Here is an 18,801-nt window from a genome sequence, read left to right as displayed (position 1 = left end):
CCGTGGCGTGACGATCGCTGGTCAGGGCATCCTCAAACCGAGTACCGGCCGGCCGCGGGGTCTGTGCGGGCGTCAGCCCAGGCGCTTCACCAGCGCGTGGTACTGGTCCCACAGCTCCTTGGGCGTGTGGTCGCCGAAGGTGTTGAGGTGCTCGGGGACCAGGGAGGCCTCCTCGCGCCACACCTCCTTGTCCACGGTGAGCAGGAACTCCAGGTCGCCGTCGGAGAGGCCGAGCCCGTCGGTGTCGAGGGCGCCCTTGGCCGGCAGCACGCCGATCGGCGTCTCGACGCCCTCGGCCGTGCCTTCCAGGCGCTGCACGATCCACTTCAGGACGCGGCTGTTCTCACCGAAGCCGGGCCAGACGAAACGGCCGTCGTCGTCCTTGCGGAACCAGTTGACGTAGTAGATCTTCGGCAGCTTGGACTGGTCCTTGTCCTTCGCCACGTCGATCCAGTGCGCCATGTAGTCGCCCATGTTGTAGCCGCAGAACGGCAGCATGGCGAACGGGTCGCGGCGCAGCTCGCCGACCTTTCCCTCGGCGGCGGCGGTCTTCTCGGAGGCCACGTTGGCGCCGAGGAAGACGCCGTGGTTCCAGTCGAAGGACTCCGTCACCAGCGGTACGGCGCTGGCGCGGCGCCCGCCGAAGAGGATCGCGGAGATCGGCACGCCCTTGGGGTCCTCCCACTCGGGCGCGATGATCGGGCACTGGGACGCCGGCGTGGTGAAGCGGGCGTTGGGGTGGGCGGCGGGCGTGCCGGACTCGGGCGTCCAGTCGTTGCCCTTCCAGTCGGTGAGGTGGGCCGGGGTCTCCTCGGTCATGCCCTCCCACCACACGTCGCCGTCGTCGGTGAGGGCGACGTTGGTGAAGACGGAGTTGCCCCACAGGGTCTTCATGGCGTTGGCGTTGGTGTGCTCGCCGGTGCCGGGGGCGACGCCGAAGAAGCCGGCCTCGGGGTTGATGGCGTAGAGGCGGCCGTCCTCGCCGAAGCGCATCCAGGCGATGTCGTCGCCGATGGTCTCGACCGTCCAGCCGGAGATGGTCGGCTCCAGCATGGCGAGGTTGGTCTTGCCGCAGGCGGACGGGAAGGCGGCGGCGACGTACTTGCTCTCGCCCTGCGGCGGGGTGAGCTTGAGGATCAGCATGTGCTCGGCGAGCCAGCCCTCGTCGCGGGCCATGACGGAGGCGATGCGCAGGGCGTAGCACTTCTTGCCGAGCAGGGCGTTGCCGCCGTAGCCGGAGCCGTACGACCAGATCTCGCGGTCCTCGGGGAAGTGCGAGATGTACTTGGTGGAGTTGCAGGGCCAGGGGACGTCCGCCTGGCCGGGCTCCAGCGGGGCGCCGACGGAGTGCACGGCCTTGACGAAGAAGCCGTCGTCGCCGAGCTCGTCGAGGACGGCCTGCCCCATGCGGGTCATGGTGCGCATGGACACGGCGACGTACGCGGAGTCGGTGATCTCCACGCCGAGGGCGGACAGCGGCGAGCCGAGGGGGCCCATGCAGAAGGGGACGACGTACATGGTGCGGCCGCGCATGGAGCCGCGGAAGACGCCCTTCTCGCCCTGGAAGATGTCCCGCATCTCGGCGGGGGCCTTCCAGTGGTTGGTCGGGCCGGCGTCCTCCTCCTTCTCGGAGCAGATGAACGTCCGGTCCTCGACCCGCGCGACGTCGGTCGGGTCGGAGGCGGCGTAGTAGGAGTTGGGGCGCTTGATCGGGTCGAGCTTCCTGAACGTGCCCTTCTCGACGAGCTCCTCGCACAGGCGCTCGTACTCGGCTTCCGAGCCGTCGCACCAGACCACGTTGTCCGGCTGTGTCAGCTCTGCGATCTCGTTGACCCAGGAGATCAGTCCCTGGTGGGTGGTGGGGACGCCGGGTTCCGCGATGTCGCGCGCCACGTGTGCTCCTAAATGAGGGGTTTTTGGTTGGAGGCCCCGTGGGGGCTGCGACCCGGATGCTGGAAGTGGTGACTTTGGCGCTCATCCGGTGTCGACCGCACTCATTTGATCATCCGACGCACGCGCCCATCTGTCCAGAGGGCCGCACAGGTGAGCAACGTGACGCTGACCACGGCTGTCGTGCGGCTTTACACGCACGTTGAGTGAACGAAACCAATTCTTTGCGTGACAGCCCGAGGCGCCGACGTGAGACGATGGCCACTGCGGGGACTCAACAGATGGCCGCCAGGTGTAACTTACGGTTCCGTAGGTACGATGCGAGACATGACTGCGTTCGCCCCCGACACGCCCAAGGACCCTCAGGCCGACGGCCGGGGCCCGGTGGCGACCTCTCTGCCTCATCCCGTCAAACCCAAGCTCCGCGGCTGGCTCCACCTCGGCATGTTCCCCGCCGCCCTGGTCGCCGGACTGGCGCTCACCGCCTTCGCCGACTCCCCTCGCGGTCGCCTCGCCTGCGGCGTGTACGCGCTGACCGCCTGCCTGCTGTTCGGCGTGAGCGCGCTGTACCACCGGGGCGACTGGAGCCCGCGCATGGACGGCGTCCTGCGCCGTCTCGACCACGCCAACATCTTCCTGATCATCGCGGGCACCTACACCCCGCTGACGATCCTGCTGCTGCCGCACTCCCAGGGACGCTGGCTGCTGTGGGGCATCTGGGCGGCGGCGGCCGCCGGGATAATCTTCCGCGTCTTCTGGGTCGGCGCCCCGCGCTGGCTCTACACGCCCTGCTACATCGCGATGGGCTGGGCCGCGGTGTTCTTCCTCCCGGACTTCCTGCACACCGGCGGCGTCGCCGTGCTCGTCCTGGTCGTCGTGGGCGGCGTGCTCTACAGCGCGGGCGGCATCGTCTACGGCATCAAGAAACCCAACCCCTCCCCCCGCTGGTTCGGCTTCCACGAGGTGTTCCACACCCTCACCCTGGCCGCCTTCATCGCCCACTACGTGGGGATCTCGCTGGTGGCGTACCAGCACGCCTAGGAGGCTCCGGGGGGGGCACCCCGCCACCCCGCACACAGGCCGCGGCGCGACGCCGCGGCCTTTTCCGTGGCCGCGGCGTCGCGCCGACGCCGGTGGTCCGCCCCGCGCCTCCGCGCCGGTCACCGACCTGCTGGTGGCCGCGTTCCCGCCCGACGGCCGCACCGCCCCCGCGGGGGAGGCCGGTGATCGGGACATGGCCGCCCCGGAGGCCGATGCACGACAATGACCACCATGACGGCCGCACGACCCTCCCTCACTCCCGACGCCCCGCCGCGCCCCGGACTGCGCGAACGGAAGAAGATCAAGACGAGGGAGGCCATCCGCACGGCCACCTACGCGCTGGTCGAGCGGCAGGGGTACGACGAGACGACGATCGAGCAGATCGCCGAGCGGGCGGAGGTGTCCCCGTCGACCGTCTTCCGCTACTTCCCCACCAAGGAGGACATCGTCGTCACCGACGAGTACGACGAGCCGCTGCTCGCCGAACTCGCCGCACGGCCCGCCGACGAACCCTGGGCGGACTCCGTCAGGTACGTGATCCGCAAGGCGATCCAGCTCGCCGTGGCCGAGCAGCCGGACGTCACCGTGCTGCGCTCCCGCCTGATGCTGGAGGTCCCGGCGGTGCGCTCACGGATGGCGGAGAGCCTGTCGGAGACCGGACGGCTGCTCACCGAGGCGATCGCCGGCCGCACCGGACTCGACCCGGACGGCCTGGAGGTGCGGGTGCACGCCATGTCGCTGGTGGGCGGCCTGCTGGAGGTCACCCGGTACTGGGCCGAGCACGGCCACCGGGACGACTACGCCGACCTCGCCGACCGGGCCGTCGACGTGATCACGCACGGCCTGCCCGCCGGCACATCCTGAGGCGGCGCACGCCGCACATGGCATCCTGACCGGGTGAACGGTCCCGAGATCCACGTCGAGTTCGCCCCCGAACTGCTGGTCTTCGTGGCGCGGGCCCGCGCCACGGGCGGCCTCAGGACGGCCACCGACGGCTTCTCCAGCCTCGGCCACGTCGTCGAGTCCCTCGGCGTCCCGCTGACCGAGGTGGGCGCACTGCTGGTGGACGGCCGCGAGGTGCCCATCGGACACGTCCCGGCCGCCGGCGAGTCGGTGACCGTCCGCCCGCACCCGCACCCGCAGGGGGTGCCCGGCGCTCCCCTGCGGTTCCTGCTCGACGTGCACCTCGGGACTCTGGCCCGCCGGCTGCGGCTGCTGGGCGTGGACACCGCGTACGAGTCGACCGACATCGGCGACCCCGCTCTGGCCGCCCGCTCGGCCGCCGAGAAGCGGGTCATGCTCAGCCGCGACCGGGGCCTGCTGCGGCGCCGCGAGCTGTGGGCGGGCGCCTTCGTCTACAGCACCCGGCCCGAGGAGCAGCTGACGTACGTCCTCGACCGCTTCGACCCCGAGCTGCGGCCCTGGACCCGGTGCACCGCCTGCAACGGCCTGCTCCGGGCGGCCGGCAAGGAGGACGTCGCCGACCAGCTCGAGGAGGGCACGCACCGCACGTACGACGTGTTCGCCCAGTGCGCCGACTGCGGACGCGCCTACTGGAAGGGCGCGCACCACGAACAGCTGGAGGCGATCGTCGAGCGTGCGGTCGCGGACCGCTCCGGCCGCCGCTGACCCGCGACTCCCCGGGCCAGAATGCGGCGACCTGTCGGTACCGCCCGGCCGTACCCACGGCGGCGCACCCGCGGTGCTCGGCGCTCGGCGCGGAGACGTCCGCCATGCGGGAGCTGTCCAAGGTCTACGCGATCAACGGTGCCTGGGCCCTGACGGGCTTCCTCGTCGCCCCGCGCGTCCTGCGCCGGACGATCCGCCGCGCGGCCGGTACCCGCCCCCGGAGAACCGAGGCCCTGGCACGAGCCGACCTCTGACGGGCCCCCTGGAGCTCGCCGGTGCCGCGGGCCGACCCGGACGGACGGCGCGGCCGGCGCTCCCGGGTGACGTCCGCGCCCCAAGGGGCTCCTCCCCGGCACCGCGAAGGGCTGCTCCCCGCACCACTTGGGGCTGCCCACCACAAGGGGCTGCCCCCGCCCCGCTCAGCCTCCGAGGGCCGTCCGCAGGCGGTCCGGGTCGGTCGTCGGGGCGTCGCAGGTGAAGTCGCGGCAGACGTAGGCGGCCGGGGCGCCGTCGACGAGGGGGCGGTCGGCGAGCAGCGGGAACTCGTCGCTCCCCGGGCGCCCCACGGCGACCACCGCGCCGGGCGCGTTGCCCAGAAGCGCCGTGCGGTGCAGGGTCGTCGTCGCCGGGTCGTCCGGGCCCTGTCCGACCACCGCGATCTCCCGGGGACCGTCCAGCACGGCCTCGGCGACCGCGAGGCCCCAGCCGATGAAGCGGGGCACGCGCGGGCCGAGCGCCTTCACCACGCCCAGGGCCCGCTCGGCCGCGGTGCGGTGCGCCTCGGAGCCGGTGTGCGCCGCGTAGCCCAGCAGGGCGCCGGCGGCGGCGGTCCAGCCGGACGGGGTGGCGTTGTCGGTGGGGTCCTGCGGGCGCCGGATCAGCCGCTCCGCGTCCGACGCCGTGTCGTAGAGGGCGCCGGACTCCGTGTCCAGGAAGCGGGTCAGGACGTGGTCGACGAGCAGGCCGGTGAAGTCCAGCCACACGCCCTCACCGGTCACCGACGCCAGCGCCAGGAAGCCCTCGGCGACGTCGGCGTAGTCCTCCAGCACCCCCGCGTTGGCGCCCACCTGCCCGTCCTTGCTGGTCCGGGCGATACGGGCGTGCTCGTCCAGGTGCACCCGCACCAGCAGGTCACCGGCGGCGACCGCGGCCTCCACCAGGTCCGGCCGGTCGAAGTAGGCGCCGGTCTCGGCGAGCGCGGCGATCGCCAGGCCGTTCCAGGCCGCGACCACCTTGTCGTCCCGGCCGGGAGCGGGGCGCCGGTCGCGCGCCGCGAGCAGCCGCTCCCGTACGCCGTCGATCCGGGCCGCGTCGAACATCTCGTCGCGCTGCGGCAGTTGCAGCACCGACGCGCCCTCCTCGAAGGTGCCCTCCTCGGTCACCCCGAAGTACCGGGCGGCCAGCTCCGCGTCGTCGTCGCCGAGCACCTCGCGCAGTTCCGCGGGCGTCCACACGTAGTAGGCGCCTTCGACGTGCCGTCCGGTGCCGCCACCACCCTTTTCATGACGCCCTTCGGGCGACACCGCCTCTTCGCTGTCCGCGTCCAGAGCGGACGCGAACCCGCCCTCGGGGGTGCGCAGTTCGCGGACCATGAAGTCGGCCGTCTCCAGCGCCACCCGGCGCGCCAGCTCGGAGCCGGTGGTCCGCCACAGGTGGGCGTAGACCCGGCAGAGCAGGGCGTTGTCGTAGAGCATCTTCTCGAAGTGCGGCACCACCCAGTCGCGGTCCACGGAGTAGCGGGCGAAGCCGCCGCCGAGCTGGTCGTAGATGCCGCCGCGCGCCATCCGCTCGCAGGTGTCCGCCGCCATCTGCAGCGCGCCCTCCGCGCCGGTGCGGGCGTGGTGGCGCAGCAGGAACTCGATGACCATGGACGGCGGGAACTTCGGCGCCCCGCCGAACCCGCCGCGCTGCGGGTCGTACTCCCGGGTCAGGCCGAGCAGCGCCTGCGCCAGCTCCTGCTCGCCGGGCACCTGGTCGTCGCCGTAGGCCAGCTCCCGGCCGGCCAGGTCCCGCGTGATCTTCCCGGCGACGTCGCCGACCTCGTCGCGCCGCTCCTCCCATGCCTGCCGGACCCCCTCCAGCACCTGCCGGAACGACGGTATTCCGTGCCGGGGGGCGGGCGGGAAGTACGTACCGAAGTAGAAGGGCTCGGCGTCCGGCGTGAGGAACACCGTCATCGGCCAGCCGCCGTGCCCGGTGGCCGCCTGCACCGCCTCCATGTACACGGCGTCGACGTCCGGGCGCTCCTCGCGGTCCACCTTGATGCTGACGAAGTGCGCGTTCATGTCGTCGGCGGTGGCCTGGTCCTCGAAGGACTCGTGGGCCATCACGTGACACCAGTGGCAGCTGGAGTAGCCGACGCTCAGCAGCACCGGCACATCGCGCCGCCGCGCCTCGGCGAAGGCCTCCTCGGACCAGGTCCACCAGTCCACGGGGTTGTCGGCGTGCTGGAGGAGGTAGGGGGACGTGGCCTGCGCAAGTCGGTTCGCCATGTCTCCATCCTCGCGCACGCCGGCCACCCGCCGCGGGACGGACGCCGCCCCGGCCCGTCGTACGGCACCCGGAGGGTCCCGGGCCCCACGGCGGCACGGCGGGCGCGGGGCCTCGGCCGTGTGAAGGGATCGTGACGGCACGGCCGTTGATCGTCGCACCCTCGCGCCGGGGGCCCGGCCGCAGCACACTCGTAGGCGACGAAGTCGCCGCCGGAGGGGGACGTGACATGCGGGACGGCCATCGGACGGAAGCCGAGCGGCTGTTGGCACGCGCCGTGGAGGAGGAGGTGCGCCGGACGGGCGGGCGCACCGACGGGAAGGTGCTGCTCTCACGGGCGCGCGGGGCGCTGGACGCGATGGCGCACACGGCGGCCGAGGAGTACGAGGCGTACACCCGCGCCCTGGACGAGACGGAGGCCGGCCGGCTCACCTTCCGGCAGCGCTACGCGCGCGAGGGCGCCGGGACGCCGCTGCTGGTGGCCGGGGTGGCGGGCCTCGCGGCCGTGGCCGCCGACATGGCGCTGGGGACGGGCACCGGGACCGCGCTCGGCGCCGGGGTGGCCGTCGGCGTGGTCGGCGCGGCGGCGACGGTGGTGAAGGTGGCCGGGGCGCACGTGCCCGCCGCCCACCACCGGGCCGGTGCGGCCGGCCAGCCGGGCGGGCCCGACCAGCTGCGCCTGCAGTGGCTGACGGCGCTGGAGGTGCGCGGCATCCGGCCGTTCCTGGATCAGCAGCGGGTCCTGACCGCGTCCACGGCGCCGAAGAAGAACGGGCCACGGCTGCGCGGCGCCGACAAGAGCGCCGCGGCCCGGGGGCGCAGTGTCCTGGAGCAGTCGTTCGGGCAGCTGCCGGAGCCGCTCGGCGCGTTCGCGGGGCGGCGGCAGGAGATGGCGCGGATCCGGCAGTGGGTGCGGGCGGCCCGCGCGAGCACGGAGACCCGGCCCACGGTGGTGGTGCTGCACGGGGTGTCCGGGAGCGGCCGGACGACGCTGGCGGTGCGGGCGGCGCACGACCTGAGGGACCACTTCCGCGGGGCCTGCGTCGTCGATCTGCGCGGTGACAGCTCCGGCGAGCCCCCGCTGTCCACCCGGGACGCGCTGCTGCACCTGCTGAACCGGCTCGGGGCGCCGCGTGAGCAGCTGCTGTTCCGGGAGCGGTCCTCCCCGGACCAGCAGGTCAAGCGGCTGAGCGAGCTGTACCACCAGCATCTGACCGGGACGCCGGTCACCATCGTGCTGGACGACGCGTCCGACCCGCAGCAGGTCCGCACGCTGATACCGGAGCGTTCCGACAGCCTGGTCCTGGTCACCTCCCGCGCCCCACTGGGGCTGCCGGAGGACCTGCCCGCGACGGTGCACCAGCTGCCGGTGGAGCCGCTGGACCCGGCGGGCGCGGAGGAGCTGCTGGCCGCCGCCGCGCAGGACGACGCCGGCCCGTACGACGCCGAGGCCACCGACCGGGTACGGGAGCTGTGCGGGGGGCTGCCGCTGGCGCTGCGGCTGGCCGGTGCCGCCCTGGGGCCGCGCTCGCCCCTCGCGCTCGCCACCGACCTCGGCGCCTACGGGCCCGTCGAGCCGGTCGAGCGCGCCCTGTGGCTGCGCTACACCGACCAGCCGGAGACCGTACGGCGGCTGCTGCGCAGGCTGGCCCTGGCCGGACGCGCCTCGCTCGGTGCCGCCGCGGCCGCCGCGCTGCTCTCCACCGACGAGGCGGAGGCGACCCGGCACCTGGCGGCGCTGCACCGGGCCGGACTCGTCGACCGCGTACGGCACAGCCGGTACCGGCTGCACGACCTGGTGCGCGCGTTCGCGCTGGCCCGGCTGCTGGACGAGGAGGACCCGGACGAGCGCACGGCCGCGCAGGAGCGGCTGATCGTGAACTACGCCGAGCTCGCCGACTCGGTGCTGCGGCTGGTCGACGGCAACATGTCGACCCGCTCCGACCGGTTCGGCTCGTACGGCTTCACCTCGCTGGACGAGGCGCTGCGCTGGCTGGACGACGAGTCCAGCTTCATCACGGCGGCGCTGCGGCACGCGGAAGGCGTGAACCGGGGCGCGGTGCTGAACCTGCTCGGCGCCCTGTGCGACTACTGCCTGCTGCGCGGCGACCTCTACCGGCTGGGCGAGATCAACGAGCTGGCGCAGGCCGTGGACGAGGGGCTGCTGGTCCGCTCGGTGCAGTGGCGCACCGGCATCGCGGCACGTCAGCTGGGCGAGCTGGACAAGGCGCGGACCACCCTCACGTCGGTGGTGGACCTGTACCGGGAGGCGCAGCACGAGGCGGGGGCGGCGCGGGCGCTCACCTCGCTCGGCATCACGCTGCACCATCAGGGCAATCTGAAGGAGGCGTCGGCGCGGCTGCGGGAGGCGCTGGAGCTGCAGGCGTCCGAAGCGCTGGCCACGGACCGCGCCTGGACGATGCACGCGCTGGCGGCGGTGGAGCGGGACCGGGCCGGGCTGGCCGAGGCGCTTCAGCTGCTCAGGGAGTCGTTGGTGCTGCACCGGGCGGGCGAGTCCGTGCACGGGCAGGCGTGGGCGCACTTCCAGCTGGGTCAGCTGCATCTGCGCCGGGGCGACGTGCCGCGGGCGGAGGGCGAGCTGCGCACCGCCCTCGACCTGTACGGCCGCACCCGCGACGCGCGTGGCGAGGCGTGGGCGCTGACCGAGCTGGCGCGGGCCCGGCTGGTGGACGGGGACGCGGGTCCCGCGGTGGAGGAGCTGCGCCGGGCCGCCGGACGGCACCGGGAGAACGAGGACGCGCGCGGCGAGGCGTGGACCCTGTACTACCTCGGCCAGGCCCTGGAGGAGACCGGTGACCTGGACCGGGCGGTGCGCGAGCTGGAACGCGCCCGCACGATGTTCTCCCGCATGCGGGACGTCTACGGCCTGGCCTGCGCCCGGCACCACTCGGCGCGGGTGACCCGGGACCAGCGGGCGGCGCAGACGGGCAGCCTGCGCAACTCCGGCTTCGCCCGTCAGCTGCTGGTCGACGCGCGCGCCGACTTCCAGCGGATCGGGGTGGCGCACGGCGAGGGGTGGACGTGCCTGGAGCTGGCGGTCGTCGACGCGGGCAACGCGCGCACCCCGCAGGCGCTGGCGCTGTGCGACGAGGCGGTGACGCTGTTCGCGTCCTACGGCGACCGGCGGGGCGAGGACTGGGCACGCTTCCTGCGCTGCACGCTGCTGCCGTACGCGGCACCGGGCGGCACGGAGGTCGGTACGGCGGTGGCGCAGCAGGAGCTCACGGAGCTGGGCCGCGCCGGCCACCCGGCCCGCGACCCCAAGCTCACCGACTGCGTCGAGGCGTACCAGCTCCTGCTGGAGCGGGGCGTCACCCTGGAGGCCGGCTGGCAGGCCTGGAACCTCGGCCTGGTCCCCACCCGCCACGCCCGGGAGGTGATGGGAGTGGCTGTGCCGCTGGACGCGTGAGGGTCCCCGCAGGGGCCGGCACCTGGAGGTCTCACTGCGTGATGCCGGCGGTGCGGACGGCGGCCAGCCAGTCGGGGAACTCCTGCAGGAGCTGATCGAAGAGGTCGTCGTCCGGGACGGCTCTCGGGGTGCGGCCGGCGTGGAAGAAGCCCGCGTTGTCGACGATGCGGCGCGCCGGGACGGCGAGAGTGTCCAGCTTGCGCAGGAACGCGAACTCGTTGTCGTCGGGGTCGCCGAAGCCGATGAACTGCCAGAACAGAGGAAGGCGGGCGGCCCTGCACAGGTAGCGTTCGGCAGCGAACTTGCTGGTGGGACCGCCGTCGGTCTGGAAGACGACCAGGGCGGGGCACCGGCTGGCGGATGCCAGGTAGTGGTCGACGACCTCGTCCATGGCCCAGTGGTAGTTGGTGCGTCCCATGTGACCGAGGTTCTCGTGCAGCTTGTCGATCCGGCCGCGGTGCCCGCCGAGCGTCAGCTCGGCGGAGCCGTCGACGTCGGTGGAGAAGAACACCACGGGAACGACGCCGTCGTCGAAGTGGGCCGACAGCGACAGGACCTGCTCGGCCAGGTGCTGCATGGTGCCGTCCCGGTAGTAGGGCCGCATCGACCCGGAGCGGTCCAGCACGAGATACACCGCGGCCCGCACGCCCTCCAGCCCGTGCCGGCGCACGCCGGCACCGGCCGCCTTGTACAGGCTGACCAGGTCGGGCGCCTTCTCCTGCACCTTGGACAGACTGATGCCCGCCGTGCGCTCACTGCCGTTCGTCGAGATCACTCCCCCATGGTGGTGCACCGCTTCCGGGCAGGTGCACCGTTTGCCTGATCGGCCAGGGGCGAGGTCGCGCGAGGCGGGCGAGCGCAGCACCGGGGGTCCCGTGGCGCCGTCGGGGCCGCCCGCGGGCGCACGGCTGCGGCACCCGGCGGGTCGCCGGGTGCCGTCATGCGCGGCTCGGTGTCAGGCCGTCGACTTGTCGGCTTCGGGCACGGCGGCGTCCGTCGCGGCCTTGCCGTCGGGCTCCGTGAAGTTCACCCGCCCCATGTGCCGGCTCATCGACTTCATCAGCCCCCAGACCGCCAGGGCCATCACCGCGAACACGATGAAGCCGAGGACACCGGGGGTGACCTTGTCCTCGTCGAATTCCGCGGCGAGGGGGACCAGGTGGGTCATTGCCAGGCTTGCGCTTGCGCTCATGTCAGTCATTGTCCCGGATGCCCGCGAAGAGGTCGTCCTCGGGGAGGGAGGTGTCCACGAGCGACTTCGCGAGCTCGTACTCCTCGGTGGGCCAGACCTTCTTCTGGAGGTCCAGCGGCACCCGGAACCAGCCCCCGTCGGGGTCGATCTGCGTGGCGTGCGCGATCAGCGCCTTGTCCCGGATCTCGAAGAAGTCGGCGCACGGCACGTGCGTGGTGAGCGTGCGCTCCTTGCGCTCGGACTCGTCCCACCGCTTCAGCCAGTCCCCGTACGGCGACTCCAGGCCGCGATCCAGCATGGCCTGGTGCAGCGCCTCGGTGCGGGGGCGGTTGAAGCCCTGGTTGTAGTAGACCTTCAGCGGCTGGTAGGCCGGGCCGAACTCGTCCTCCGGGTACTTCCCGGTGTCCGCCGCCCCCTCGAACGCCACCATCGTGATCTTGTGGGTCATGATGTGGTCGGGGTGCGGGTAGCCGCCGTTCTCGTCGTAGGTGGTGATCACCTGCGGCCGGAAGGAGCGGATCTTGCGGACCAGCTCACCCGCCGCCTTGTCGACGTCCTCCAGGGCGAAGCAGCCCTCCGGCAGCGGCGGCAGCGGGTCGCCCTCGGGCAGACCCGAGTCGACGAAGCCCAGCCACTCCTGCTTCACACCGAGGATCTCGCGGGCCTCGTCCATCTCCTTCTTGCGCACTTCGTGGATGTGCTCCTCGATGTACGGGTCCCCCTGAAGCTTGGGGTTGAGGATGGAGCCTCGCTCCCCGCCCGTGCAGGTCACGACCAGCACGTCCACCCCCTCGGACACGTACTTCGCCATGGTGGCCGCGCCCTTGCTCGACTCGTCGTCGGGGTGGGCGTGCACGGCCATCAGTCGCAGCTGGTCAGTCAAGACTCAATCCTCAAGTCGTGGGCCGCCCTGGGTACGGCGGCGCAGTCGCAGGCTTCTATAGTGACGGAACCGGGGGGCGAAAAATTCCGGAGCGCCGCTCCCGGGGACGGTCCGGGGACGCCGGTCCCTTCCTGCCGAGGAGACGATCATGAGTACGTCGAGCACGCGGCTGCCCGAGGGCCGTTACGGCCGCTCCTCGGACCAGCGTGCCGACCGCACCCTCAAGGTCGTCGGCGGGGTGCTCGCCGTCCTCTTCGTCGCCCTGATCGGCTGGTTCGGCTACCACTACGTCGCCCAGAACGAGATCAGCGGCGAGCTGATCGGCTTCGAGGTCGGCGAGGACGCGGTCAAGGTGCACCTGGAGGTGCACAAGGACGCGGGCGTCGTCGGCTACTGCACCGTGCGCTCGCAGGCCGAGGACGGCGCCGAGGTCGGCCGTGCCGACTTCCGCTTCGGCGAGGACGCCACCCGCGTCGACCAGGTCGTCACACTGCGCACGACCTCCCGCGGCACCAGCGCCGAGCTCATCGGCTGTCACGCCGAGTGACGTGGTGGGGAATACCCGACCACTGACCTGCGCCGACGGGAATTCGTGCGCTTATGTCCTCCCCCTGCGGGCACTCAATTGTTAGGCTCGTGGTTTCGCCCGTCCCCGGGGGTCCATCCTTCTGGGTAGGGCGATGCTTTGTATTCCCAGTACCTACGAGGAGCACCTGTGACCCAGACCAGCGAGAACGTCACCTGGCTGACCCAGGAGGCGTACAACAAGCTCAAGGACGAGCTTGAGTACCTTACTGGTCCCGCGCGCTCGGAGATCGCCGCCAAGATCGCCGCCGCGCGCGAGGAGGGCGACCTGCGTGAGAACGGCGGGTACCACGCCGCCAAGGAGGAGCAGGGCAAGCAGGAGCTCCGTGTGCGCCAGCTCACCCAGCTCCTCGAGAACGCCAAGGTCGGCGAGGCCCCCGCGGCCGACGGCGCGGTGGCGCCGGGCATGGTCGTGACGATCGCCTTCGACGGTGACGAGGACGACACGCTGACCTTCCTGCTCGCCTCCCGCGAGTACGCGAGTTCCGACATCGAGACCTACTCGCCGCAGTCCCCGCTGGGCTCCGGCGTGATGGGCCACAAGGTCGGTGAGGACGCGGAGTACGAGCTGCCCAACGGCAAGAAGGCTGCGGTGAAGATCCTGAAGGCCGAGCCCTACAGCGGCTGACCCGCCTCACGCGAGTCCCCACGAGCCCCCGGCGCCATCGGCGCCGGGGGTTTCGTCATGCGGCGGCCGAGCGGTACTTACGGACGGCCAGCGTGCGGAAGACCGCGATGATCAGGATCGAGTAGATCACCGACGCCCACACCGGGTACTGCATGGGCCAGGCGTCCGAGGTGGAGACACCCGGGTTGCCGAACAGCTCGCGGCAGGCCTGGACGGTGGCGCTGAACGGGTTCCAGTCCGCGATGTGCCGCAGCCAGGGCGTCATGTTGCTGGAGTCCACGAACGCGTTCGACACGAACGTGACCGGGAAGAGCCAGACCAGTCCGCCGGAGGTGGCCGCCTCGGGGGTGCGCACCGACAGGCCGATGACCGCGCCGATCCACGTGAACGCGTACCCGGTGAGGAGCAGCAGTCCGAACGCGCCGATGACCTCACCGATGCTGGTGTGGGTGCGCCACCCGACCAGCAGGGCGACGACGGCGAGCACGAGCAGCGTGAGCGCCGTCTGCACCAGGTCGGCGAGGGTGCGGCCGGTGAGCACCGCGCCGCGCGCCATCGGCAGGGAGCGGAAGCGGTCGATGAGCCCCTTGTGCATGTCCTCGGCGATGCCCGCGCCGGCCCCCGCGGTGGCGAAGGTGACGGTCTGGGCGAAGATGCCGGCCATCAGGAACTCGCGGTAGACCTGCGGGCTGGTGCTGCCGCCGATGTCCAGGGAACCGCCGAACACGTACGAGAAGAGCACCACGAACATGATCGGCTGGATCAGCCCGAAGATGACCACCTCGGGGATGCGCATCATACGGATCAGATTGCGCTTGGCGACGACCAGCGAGTCGCGGATCGACTGACCGATGGCGTTGCCGGGGGCCGCGACCCGCACGGCGTCGGTGACGGCACTCACTTCGCGGCCTCCTCGTCCTGGCGCTGTCCGCGTCCCTTGCGTCCCTTGGCCCCTCTGGCTCCCTTGGCCCCTCTGGCTCCTTTGGCCCCGTCGGCCTCGGCCTCGGTGGAGCCCGCGCCGGTGCGCGGCGCGTCGCCGTCCTCGCCGTCACCGCTCTCGGCGGCATGGCCGGTGAGCGAGAGGAAGACGTCGTCGAGGGTGGGGCGGCGCAGTCCGATGTCGTCGATCTCGATGCCGTCGGCGTCGAGTTCGCGGATGATCTCGGCGAGGAGTTTCGCGCCGCCGGAGACCGGCGTGGTGATCTTGCGCATGTGTTCCTCGACGGTGGTGTCGCCCTGACCGAGCCCGCGCAGGCTGTACTTGTCGAGCAGGGCGGCCGCGGCGCGGATGTGCTCGCGCTCGTGCACCACGACCTCGACGCGCTCGCCGCCGGTGCGGGCCTTGAGCTGGTCGGAGGTGCCCTGGGCGATGACCCGGCCGCGGTCGACGACCGCGATGTCGTGCGCGAGGTGGTCGGCCTCCTCCAGGTACTGCGTGGTGAGCAGCAGGGTCGTCCCGCCGGAGACGAGCTGCTTGATCACCTCCCACAGCTGCTGGCGGTTGCGCGGGTCGAGGCCGGTCGTCGGTTCGTCCATGAACATCACGGGCGGGGAGACGACCAGGGCGGCGGCGAGGTCGAGGCGGCGGCGCATGCCGCCGGAGTAGGTCTTCGCGGTGCGGTCGGCCGCGTCCGCGAGGTGGAACTGCTCCAGCAGTTCGTCCGCGCGGGCCCGGGCCGCCTTCGCCTTCATCTGGTAGAGCTGCCCGACCATCTGGAGGTTCTCCCGGCCGGTCAGGTACTCGTCGACGGCGGCGAACTGGCCGGACAGGCCGATCGAGCGGCGTACGGCGTCGGGCTGCTTCAGCACGTCGAGGCCGGCGACGACGGCCTTTCCGCTGTCGGGCCGCAGGAGGGTGGTGAGACAGCGGACGGTGGTGGTCTTGCCCGCGCCGTTCGGCCCGAGCAGCCCCAGGACGGTGCCCTCGGGGACCTCGAGGTCCACCCCGTCCAGTGCCCTTACGTCGCCGAAGGTCTTCACCAGACCTTCGGCATAAATGGCGCCTGGCATATGAATCTCCACGTCATCGTGATTCTTCGGAAAAGCCTAGGTCGGTGCGCCGGTCTCCGCTGGAGTTTTCCGCCCCGGCACGGCAGTGGAGCGTCAGCGGCCGGGCCACGGCACGCGACACACCATAACGCGATGTATCGCGTCTCTCAATGGGATAACCCGAAGGAGTGAAGCCACTTCCGGGGTCAGCCCGTCACCGTGTAACCCGCCTCGCGCAGGGCCTGTTCGACCTCGGCGCAGTGCGCCGGGCCCTTCGTCTCCAGGTGCAGCTCGACCTCCGCCTCGGTAAGCCCGAGTCGCGGGTCGGTCCGTACATGGCTCACGTCGAGAACGTTGACGTCGACCACTGACAGTGCCCCGAGGAGTGAGGCTAGGGCGCCCGGCCGGTCGGTCAGCCGCAGCCGTACGGCCAGGTAGCGGCCCTGCGCCGCCATGCCGTGCCGCAGCACCCGCTCCATCAGCACCGGGTCCACGTTGCCGCCGGACAGCACCGCGACGACCGGGCCCTCGAAGGCGTCCGGGCGGCTCAGCAGCGCCGCGACCGGGCTCGCCCCGGCCGGTTCGACGACCATCTTGGCCCGCTCCAGACACAGCAGCAGCGCGGCCGACAGTTCGTCCTCGGTGACCGTGCGGACCTCGTCCACCAGCTCGCCGACCAGCTCGAACGGCACGTCGCCCGGCCGCCCCACCTTGATCCCGTCGGCCATCGTCACCGGGTGGCGGAGGGTCACCGGGCGCCCGGCGGCCAGCGACGGCGGATACGCCGCCGCGCCCTCCGCCTGCACCCCCACGATCCGCACGTCGGGCCGCAGCGACTTCACCGCGACCGCGATCCCGGCGGCCAGCCCGCCCCCGCCGACCCCGACGACGATCGTGCGCACCTCGGGGCACTGCTCCAGGATCTCCAGCCCCACCGTGCCCTGGCCGGCGATGACGTCCGGGTGGTCGAAGGGGTGGATGAACACCGCGCCCGTCTCACGCGCGTACTCCTGGGCCGCGGCCAGCGACTCGTCGACCACCTGGCCGTGCAGGCGCACCTCGGCGCCGTACTCCCGGGTCGCGCTGATCTTCGGCAGCGGGGCGCCCTTGGGCATGAACACCGTGGAGCGCACCCCGAGCAGCGACGACGCCAGGGCCACGCCCTGCGCGTGGTTGCCGGCGCTCGCCGCGACGACGCCCGCGGCCCGCTCCTCGGGGAGCAGCCCGGCGATCCGCACGTACGCGCCGCGCAGCTTGAACGACCCGGTCCGCTGGAGGTTCTCGCACTTCAGCAGCACCGGAGCGCCCACCTGCCGGGAGAGGTGCCGGCTGCCTTCCAGCGCGGTCGTACGGGCCACGCCGGAGAGCATCTTGTGAGCGCCGCGCACGTCGTCGAGAGTGACGGTGCGCAGCCGGTCGGCCGTGCTGTAGCTCATGCCTCCAGCATCGCAGTTCGCCGGGCGCGACGGCCGGTGTGACCAACCCGCGGACGACCGCTTTGCACAGCCCCGGTACGGTCCGCGCCCCGGCCGCGTACCCTGTCGTCCCATCAGCAGCCCATCACGAAGTGAGCCCCCCGCCATGCCCACAACACCTGAAATGTCGATGGACATGACGACCGATCTGACGGCGGTCGGTGACACCGGTCTTCTCGACACTCTGCAGCACGAGGTGGCGCTCTTCGCCCGCCGCGCGGAACAGACCCGGCTCGGTGGGGTCGGCCAGGTGCGCAACTCCATGGACCGCGCCGCCTACCTGCTGCTCAACCGTCTCGACAAGGAAGGGCCGATGGGCGTCAAGGCGCTCGCGGCCAGCATGGGGATCGACTCCTCGACGGTCACCCGGCAGGTGGCGCCGCTCGTCGACACCGGCCTGGTCACGCGCACCTCGCACCCCGAGGACGGGCGCGCGGTCGTGCTCCAGCTGTCCCCGGGCGGACAGGCTCGCCTGGAGGAGGTGCGCGCGTCACGACGCCAGTTGATGGCCGAGCTGACCGGCGACTGGGCGCCCGAGGAGCGCGAGGCGTTCTGCACGCTCCTCACCCGGTTCAACGGCGCGCTGTCCTCCCGGATGTCCGCCCAGGACCGGGGCGACTCCTGATCCACCGGGAGCCGTGACCGGGCCTCTCCGGCCGCGCGGAAGCGCGCCGGCCGTGGCGGAGGGCCCGCCTTGACCCGTGCGCGCCTCTTGACCGGGAGGCACGCCCTGGCCTGATATGTGGAGGGGGTCCTTGTCCGCGGCGCGGTAGGGGACCGGCTCTCTCCGGGGCTACGGGAGGTGCGGGTGCGAGCACGGCATGCGCTCGACGACGTCCGCGCCCAGGAGTTCCGGGCGTACGTGGCAGGCGCGGGCGGACGGCTGCTGCAGACCGCGACCCTGCTCACCGCCGAACCCCCGGACGCCAACCCGCGGGCGCGGCGCCTGCTGACCCTGGCCCTGGCCCGTACGTACGCCTGCTGGGACGGGCTGCACGGCGAGGACCCGTACGACCACACCCGCCGCTATCTGGTGACGCGGTTCGCGCTGAGTGCCTGGCACCGGCACGGCGCGCTCCGTCCGCGGCCCCGCCCCGGCGGCCCGCTGGCCGTGCTGAACCCGCAGGAGCGTCTGGTCCTGGTGCTGCGGCTGCACGAGGGCATCGCCGAGGAGCAGACCGCGGCGATGCTGGGGCTGCCCCTCGAGCGCGTACGGGCCGTGCACGACCGCGCGATGGCGGCCGTGCTGCGTCCGCCGCCACGCCCCGCCCCCGCACCGGTGCGCGTCGACACGGTGCCGTCATGACCGGGGACGCGGGATGAACCGCGCGGACCGCGAGGCGCGCGTACGGCGGCTGATGGAGCAGGTACCACCGGTCGTGCCGTCCGACCTCGCCCTGGACGCCGTGCGGCGCGGAGCCCGCAGGGAGCGGCGCCGCACCCTCGCCCGCCGCGCCCTGTGGCTGCTGCTGTGCGCGGCGACGGTGGCGTTCGTGGTGTGGGCGCTCACGGTCCGGCCGTGGGTGGAGCCGCCGTCCGAGACGACCCCACCCCTGACCGGCTGGTGAG

Annotated in this window: 18 protein-coding genes; 10 read left to right on the top strand and 8 right to left on the bottom strand. The window is 72.4% G+C overall.

Translation table 11 applies throughout. The features are described from left to right. Positions 1–72 precede the first annotated feature (72 nt). A complete protein-coding gene (locus B100_RS0122380) occupies positions 73–1,893 on the bottom strand; it encodes a phosphoenolpyruvate carboxykinase (GTP) (RefSeq protein ID WP_024886641.1) in 1,821 nt (606 codons plus the stop codon). Between the two features lie 324 nt (positions 1,894–2,217). On the opposite strand from B100_RS0122380, the gene trhA reads away from it, so the two are divergent. The 4 genes from trhA (at position 2,218) to B100_RS36995 (ending at position 4,814) form a co-directional block, all read left to right on the top strand. Then, on the top strand, positions 2,218–2,931 hold the full coding sequence (gene trhA / locus B100_RS0122375; RefSeq protein WP_024886640.1) for a PAQR family membrane homeostasis protein TrhA: 714 nt from the start codon (positions 2,218–2,220) through the stop codon (positions 2,929–2,931). 231 nt (positions 2,932–3,162) lie between these two features. Next, the gene (locus B100_RS0122370) at positions 3,163–3,795 is read left to right on the top strand and encodes an acyl-CoA-like ligand-binding transcription factor (protein ID WP_024886639.1); all 633 of its coding nucleotides are present in this window, start codon (positions 3,163–3,165) and stop codon (positions 3,793–3,795) included. Between the two features lie 33 nt (positions 3,796–3,828). After that, on the top strand, positions 3,829–4,560 hold the full coding sequence (locus B100_RS0122365) for a Mut7-C RNAse domain-containing protein (protein WP_024886638.1): 732 nt from the start codon (positions 3,829–3,831) through the stop codon (positions 4,558–4,560). Positions 4,561–4,664: 104 nt separating this feature from the next. Beyond that, a complete protein-coding gene (locus B100_RS36995) occupies positions 4,665–4,814 on the top strand; it encodes a hypothetical protein (protein ID WP_158686738.1) in 150 nt (49 codons plus the stop codon). A gap of 165 nt (positions 4,815–4,979) precedes the next feature. Here B100_RS36995 and B100_RS0122355 read toward each other — a convergent pair whose 3' ends face one another. Next, positions 4,980–7,052, bottom strand: a complete 2,073-nt coding sequence (locus B100_RS0122355; protein WP_024886637.1) for a thioredoxin domain-containing protein — start codon at positions 7,050–7,052, stop codon at positions 4,980–4,982. 227 nt (positions 7,053–7,279) lie between these two features. Here B100_RS0122355 and B100_RS0122350 point away from each other — a divergent pair, with 227 nt between their 5' ends. Continuing rightward, positions 7,280–10,480: a tetratricopeptide repeat protein gene (locus tag B100_RS0122350; protein WP_024886636.1), complete on the top strand. Its 3,201-nt coding sequence runs from the start codon at positions 7,280–7,282 to the stop codon at positions 10,478–10,480. Positions 10,481–10,511: 31 nt separating this feature from the next. Here B100_RS0122350 and B100_RS0122345 read toward each other — a convergent pair whose 3' ends face one another. The 3 genes from B100_RS0122345 to mca form a co-directional block, all read right to left on the bottom strand. Further along, positions 10,512–11,255 carry a VWA domain-containing protein gene (locus B100_RS0122345; RefSeq protein ID WP_024886635.1) on the bottom strand — a complete coding sequence of 248 codons (744 nt, stop codon included), beginning with the start codon at positions 11,253–11,255 and terminating at the stop codon, positions 10,512–10,514. A gap of 180 nt (positions 11,256–11,435) precedes the next feature. Next, positions 11,436–11,681: a hypothetical protein gene (locus tag B100_RS0122340; RefSeq protein ID WP_037723260.1), complete on the bottom strand. Its 246-nt coding sequence runs from the start codon at positions 11,679–11,681 to the stop codon at positions 11,436–11,438. After that, entirely contained in the window at positions 11,674–12,555 is an 882-nt protein-coding gene (mca, locus tag B100_RS0122335; protein WP_024886633.1) for a mycothiol conjugate amidase Mca, read from the bottom strand. The genes B100_RS0122340 and mca overlap by 8 nt, the downstream gene beginning before the upstream one ends. Positions 12,556–12,703: 148 nt before the next feature. Here mca and B100_RS0122330 point away from each other — a divergent pair, with 148 nt between their 5' ends. Both B100_RS0122330 and greA read left to right on the top strand, forming a co-directional pair. Then, positions 12,704–13,102 (top strand): DUF4307 domain-containing protein, encoded by a 399-nt coding sequence (locus B100_RS0122330; protein ID WP_024886632.1) that lies wholly within the window; start codon positions 12,704–12,706, stop codon positions 13,100–13,102. 168 nt (positions 13,103–13,270) lie between these two features. Next, positions 13,271–13,768 (top strand): transcription elongation factor GreA, encoded by a 498-nt coding sequence (greA, locus tag B100_RS0122325; protein ID WP_024886631.1) that lies wholly within the window; start codon positions 13,271–13,273, stop codon positions 13,766–13,768. 55 nt (positions 13,769–13,823) lie between these two features. Here greA and B100_RS0122320 read toward each other — a convergent pair whose 3' ends face one another. From B100_RS0122320 to ilvA, 3 genes are all read right to left on the bottom strand, one after another. Then, positions 13,824–14,669, bottom strand: coding sequence for an ABC transporter permease (locus B100_RS0122320; protein WP_024886630.1), 846 nt, complete (start codon positions 14,667–14,669; stop codon positions 13,824–13,826). Then, on the bottom strand, positions 14,666–15,778 hold the full coding sequence (locus B100_RS0122315; protein WP_024886629.1) for an ATP-binding cassette domain-containing protein: 1,113 nt from the start codon (positions 15,776–15,778) through the stop codon (positions 14,666–14,668). The genes B100_RS0122320 and B100_RS0122315 overlap by 4 nt, the downstream gene beginning before the upstream one ends. A gap of 185 nt (positions 15,779–15,963) precedes the next feature. After that, positions 15,964–17,193 (bottom strand): threonine ammonia-lyase, encoded by a 1,230-nt coding sequence (ilvA, locus tag B100_RS0122310; protein ID WP_024886628.1) that lies wholly within the window; start codon positions 17,191–17,193, stop codon positions 15,964–15,966. A gap of 175 nt (positions 17,194–17,368) precedes the next feature. On the opposite strand from ilvA, the gene B100_RS0122305 reads away from it, so the two are divergent. From B100_RS0122305 to B100_RS0122295, 3 genes are all read left to right on the top strand, one after another. Further along, a complete protein-coding gene (locus B100_RS0122305; RefSeq protein ID WP_399998664.1) occupies positions 17,369–17,857 on the top strand; it encodes a MarR family winged helix-turn-helix transcriptional regulator in 489 nt (162 codons plus the stop codon). A 183-nt stretch (positions 17,858–18,040) separates the two neighbouring features. Beyond that, positions 18,041–18,538 (top strand): sigma factor-like helix-turn-helix DNA-binding protein, encoded by a 498-nt coding sequence (locus tag B100_RS0122300; protein ID WP_024886626.1) that lies wholly within the window; start codon positions 18,041–18,043, stop codon positions 18,536–18,538. Between the two features lie 13 nt (positions 18,539–18,551). Beyond that, positions 18,552–18,800: a hypothetical protein gene (locus B100_RS0122295; protein ID WP_024886625.1), complete on the top strand. Its 249-nt coding sequence runs from the start codon at positions 18,552–18,554 to the stop codon at positions 18,798–18,800. Position 18,801 lies beyond the last annotated feature (1 nt).

The sequence above is a fragment of the Streptomyces sp. CNH189 genome, assembly GCF_000527195.1.
The sequence above is the reverse complement of the archived record's forward strand: the minus strand, read 5'-3'. Positions and strand labels throughout refer to the sequence as shown.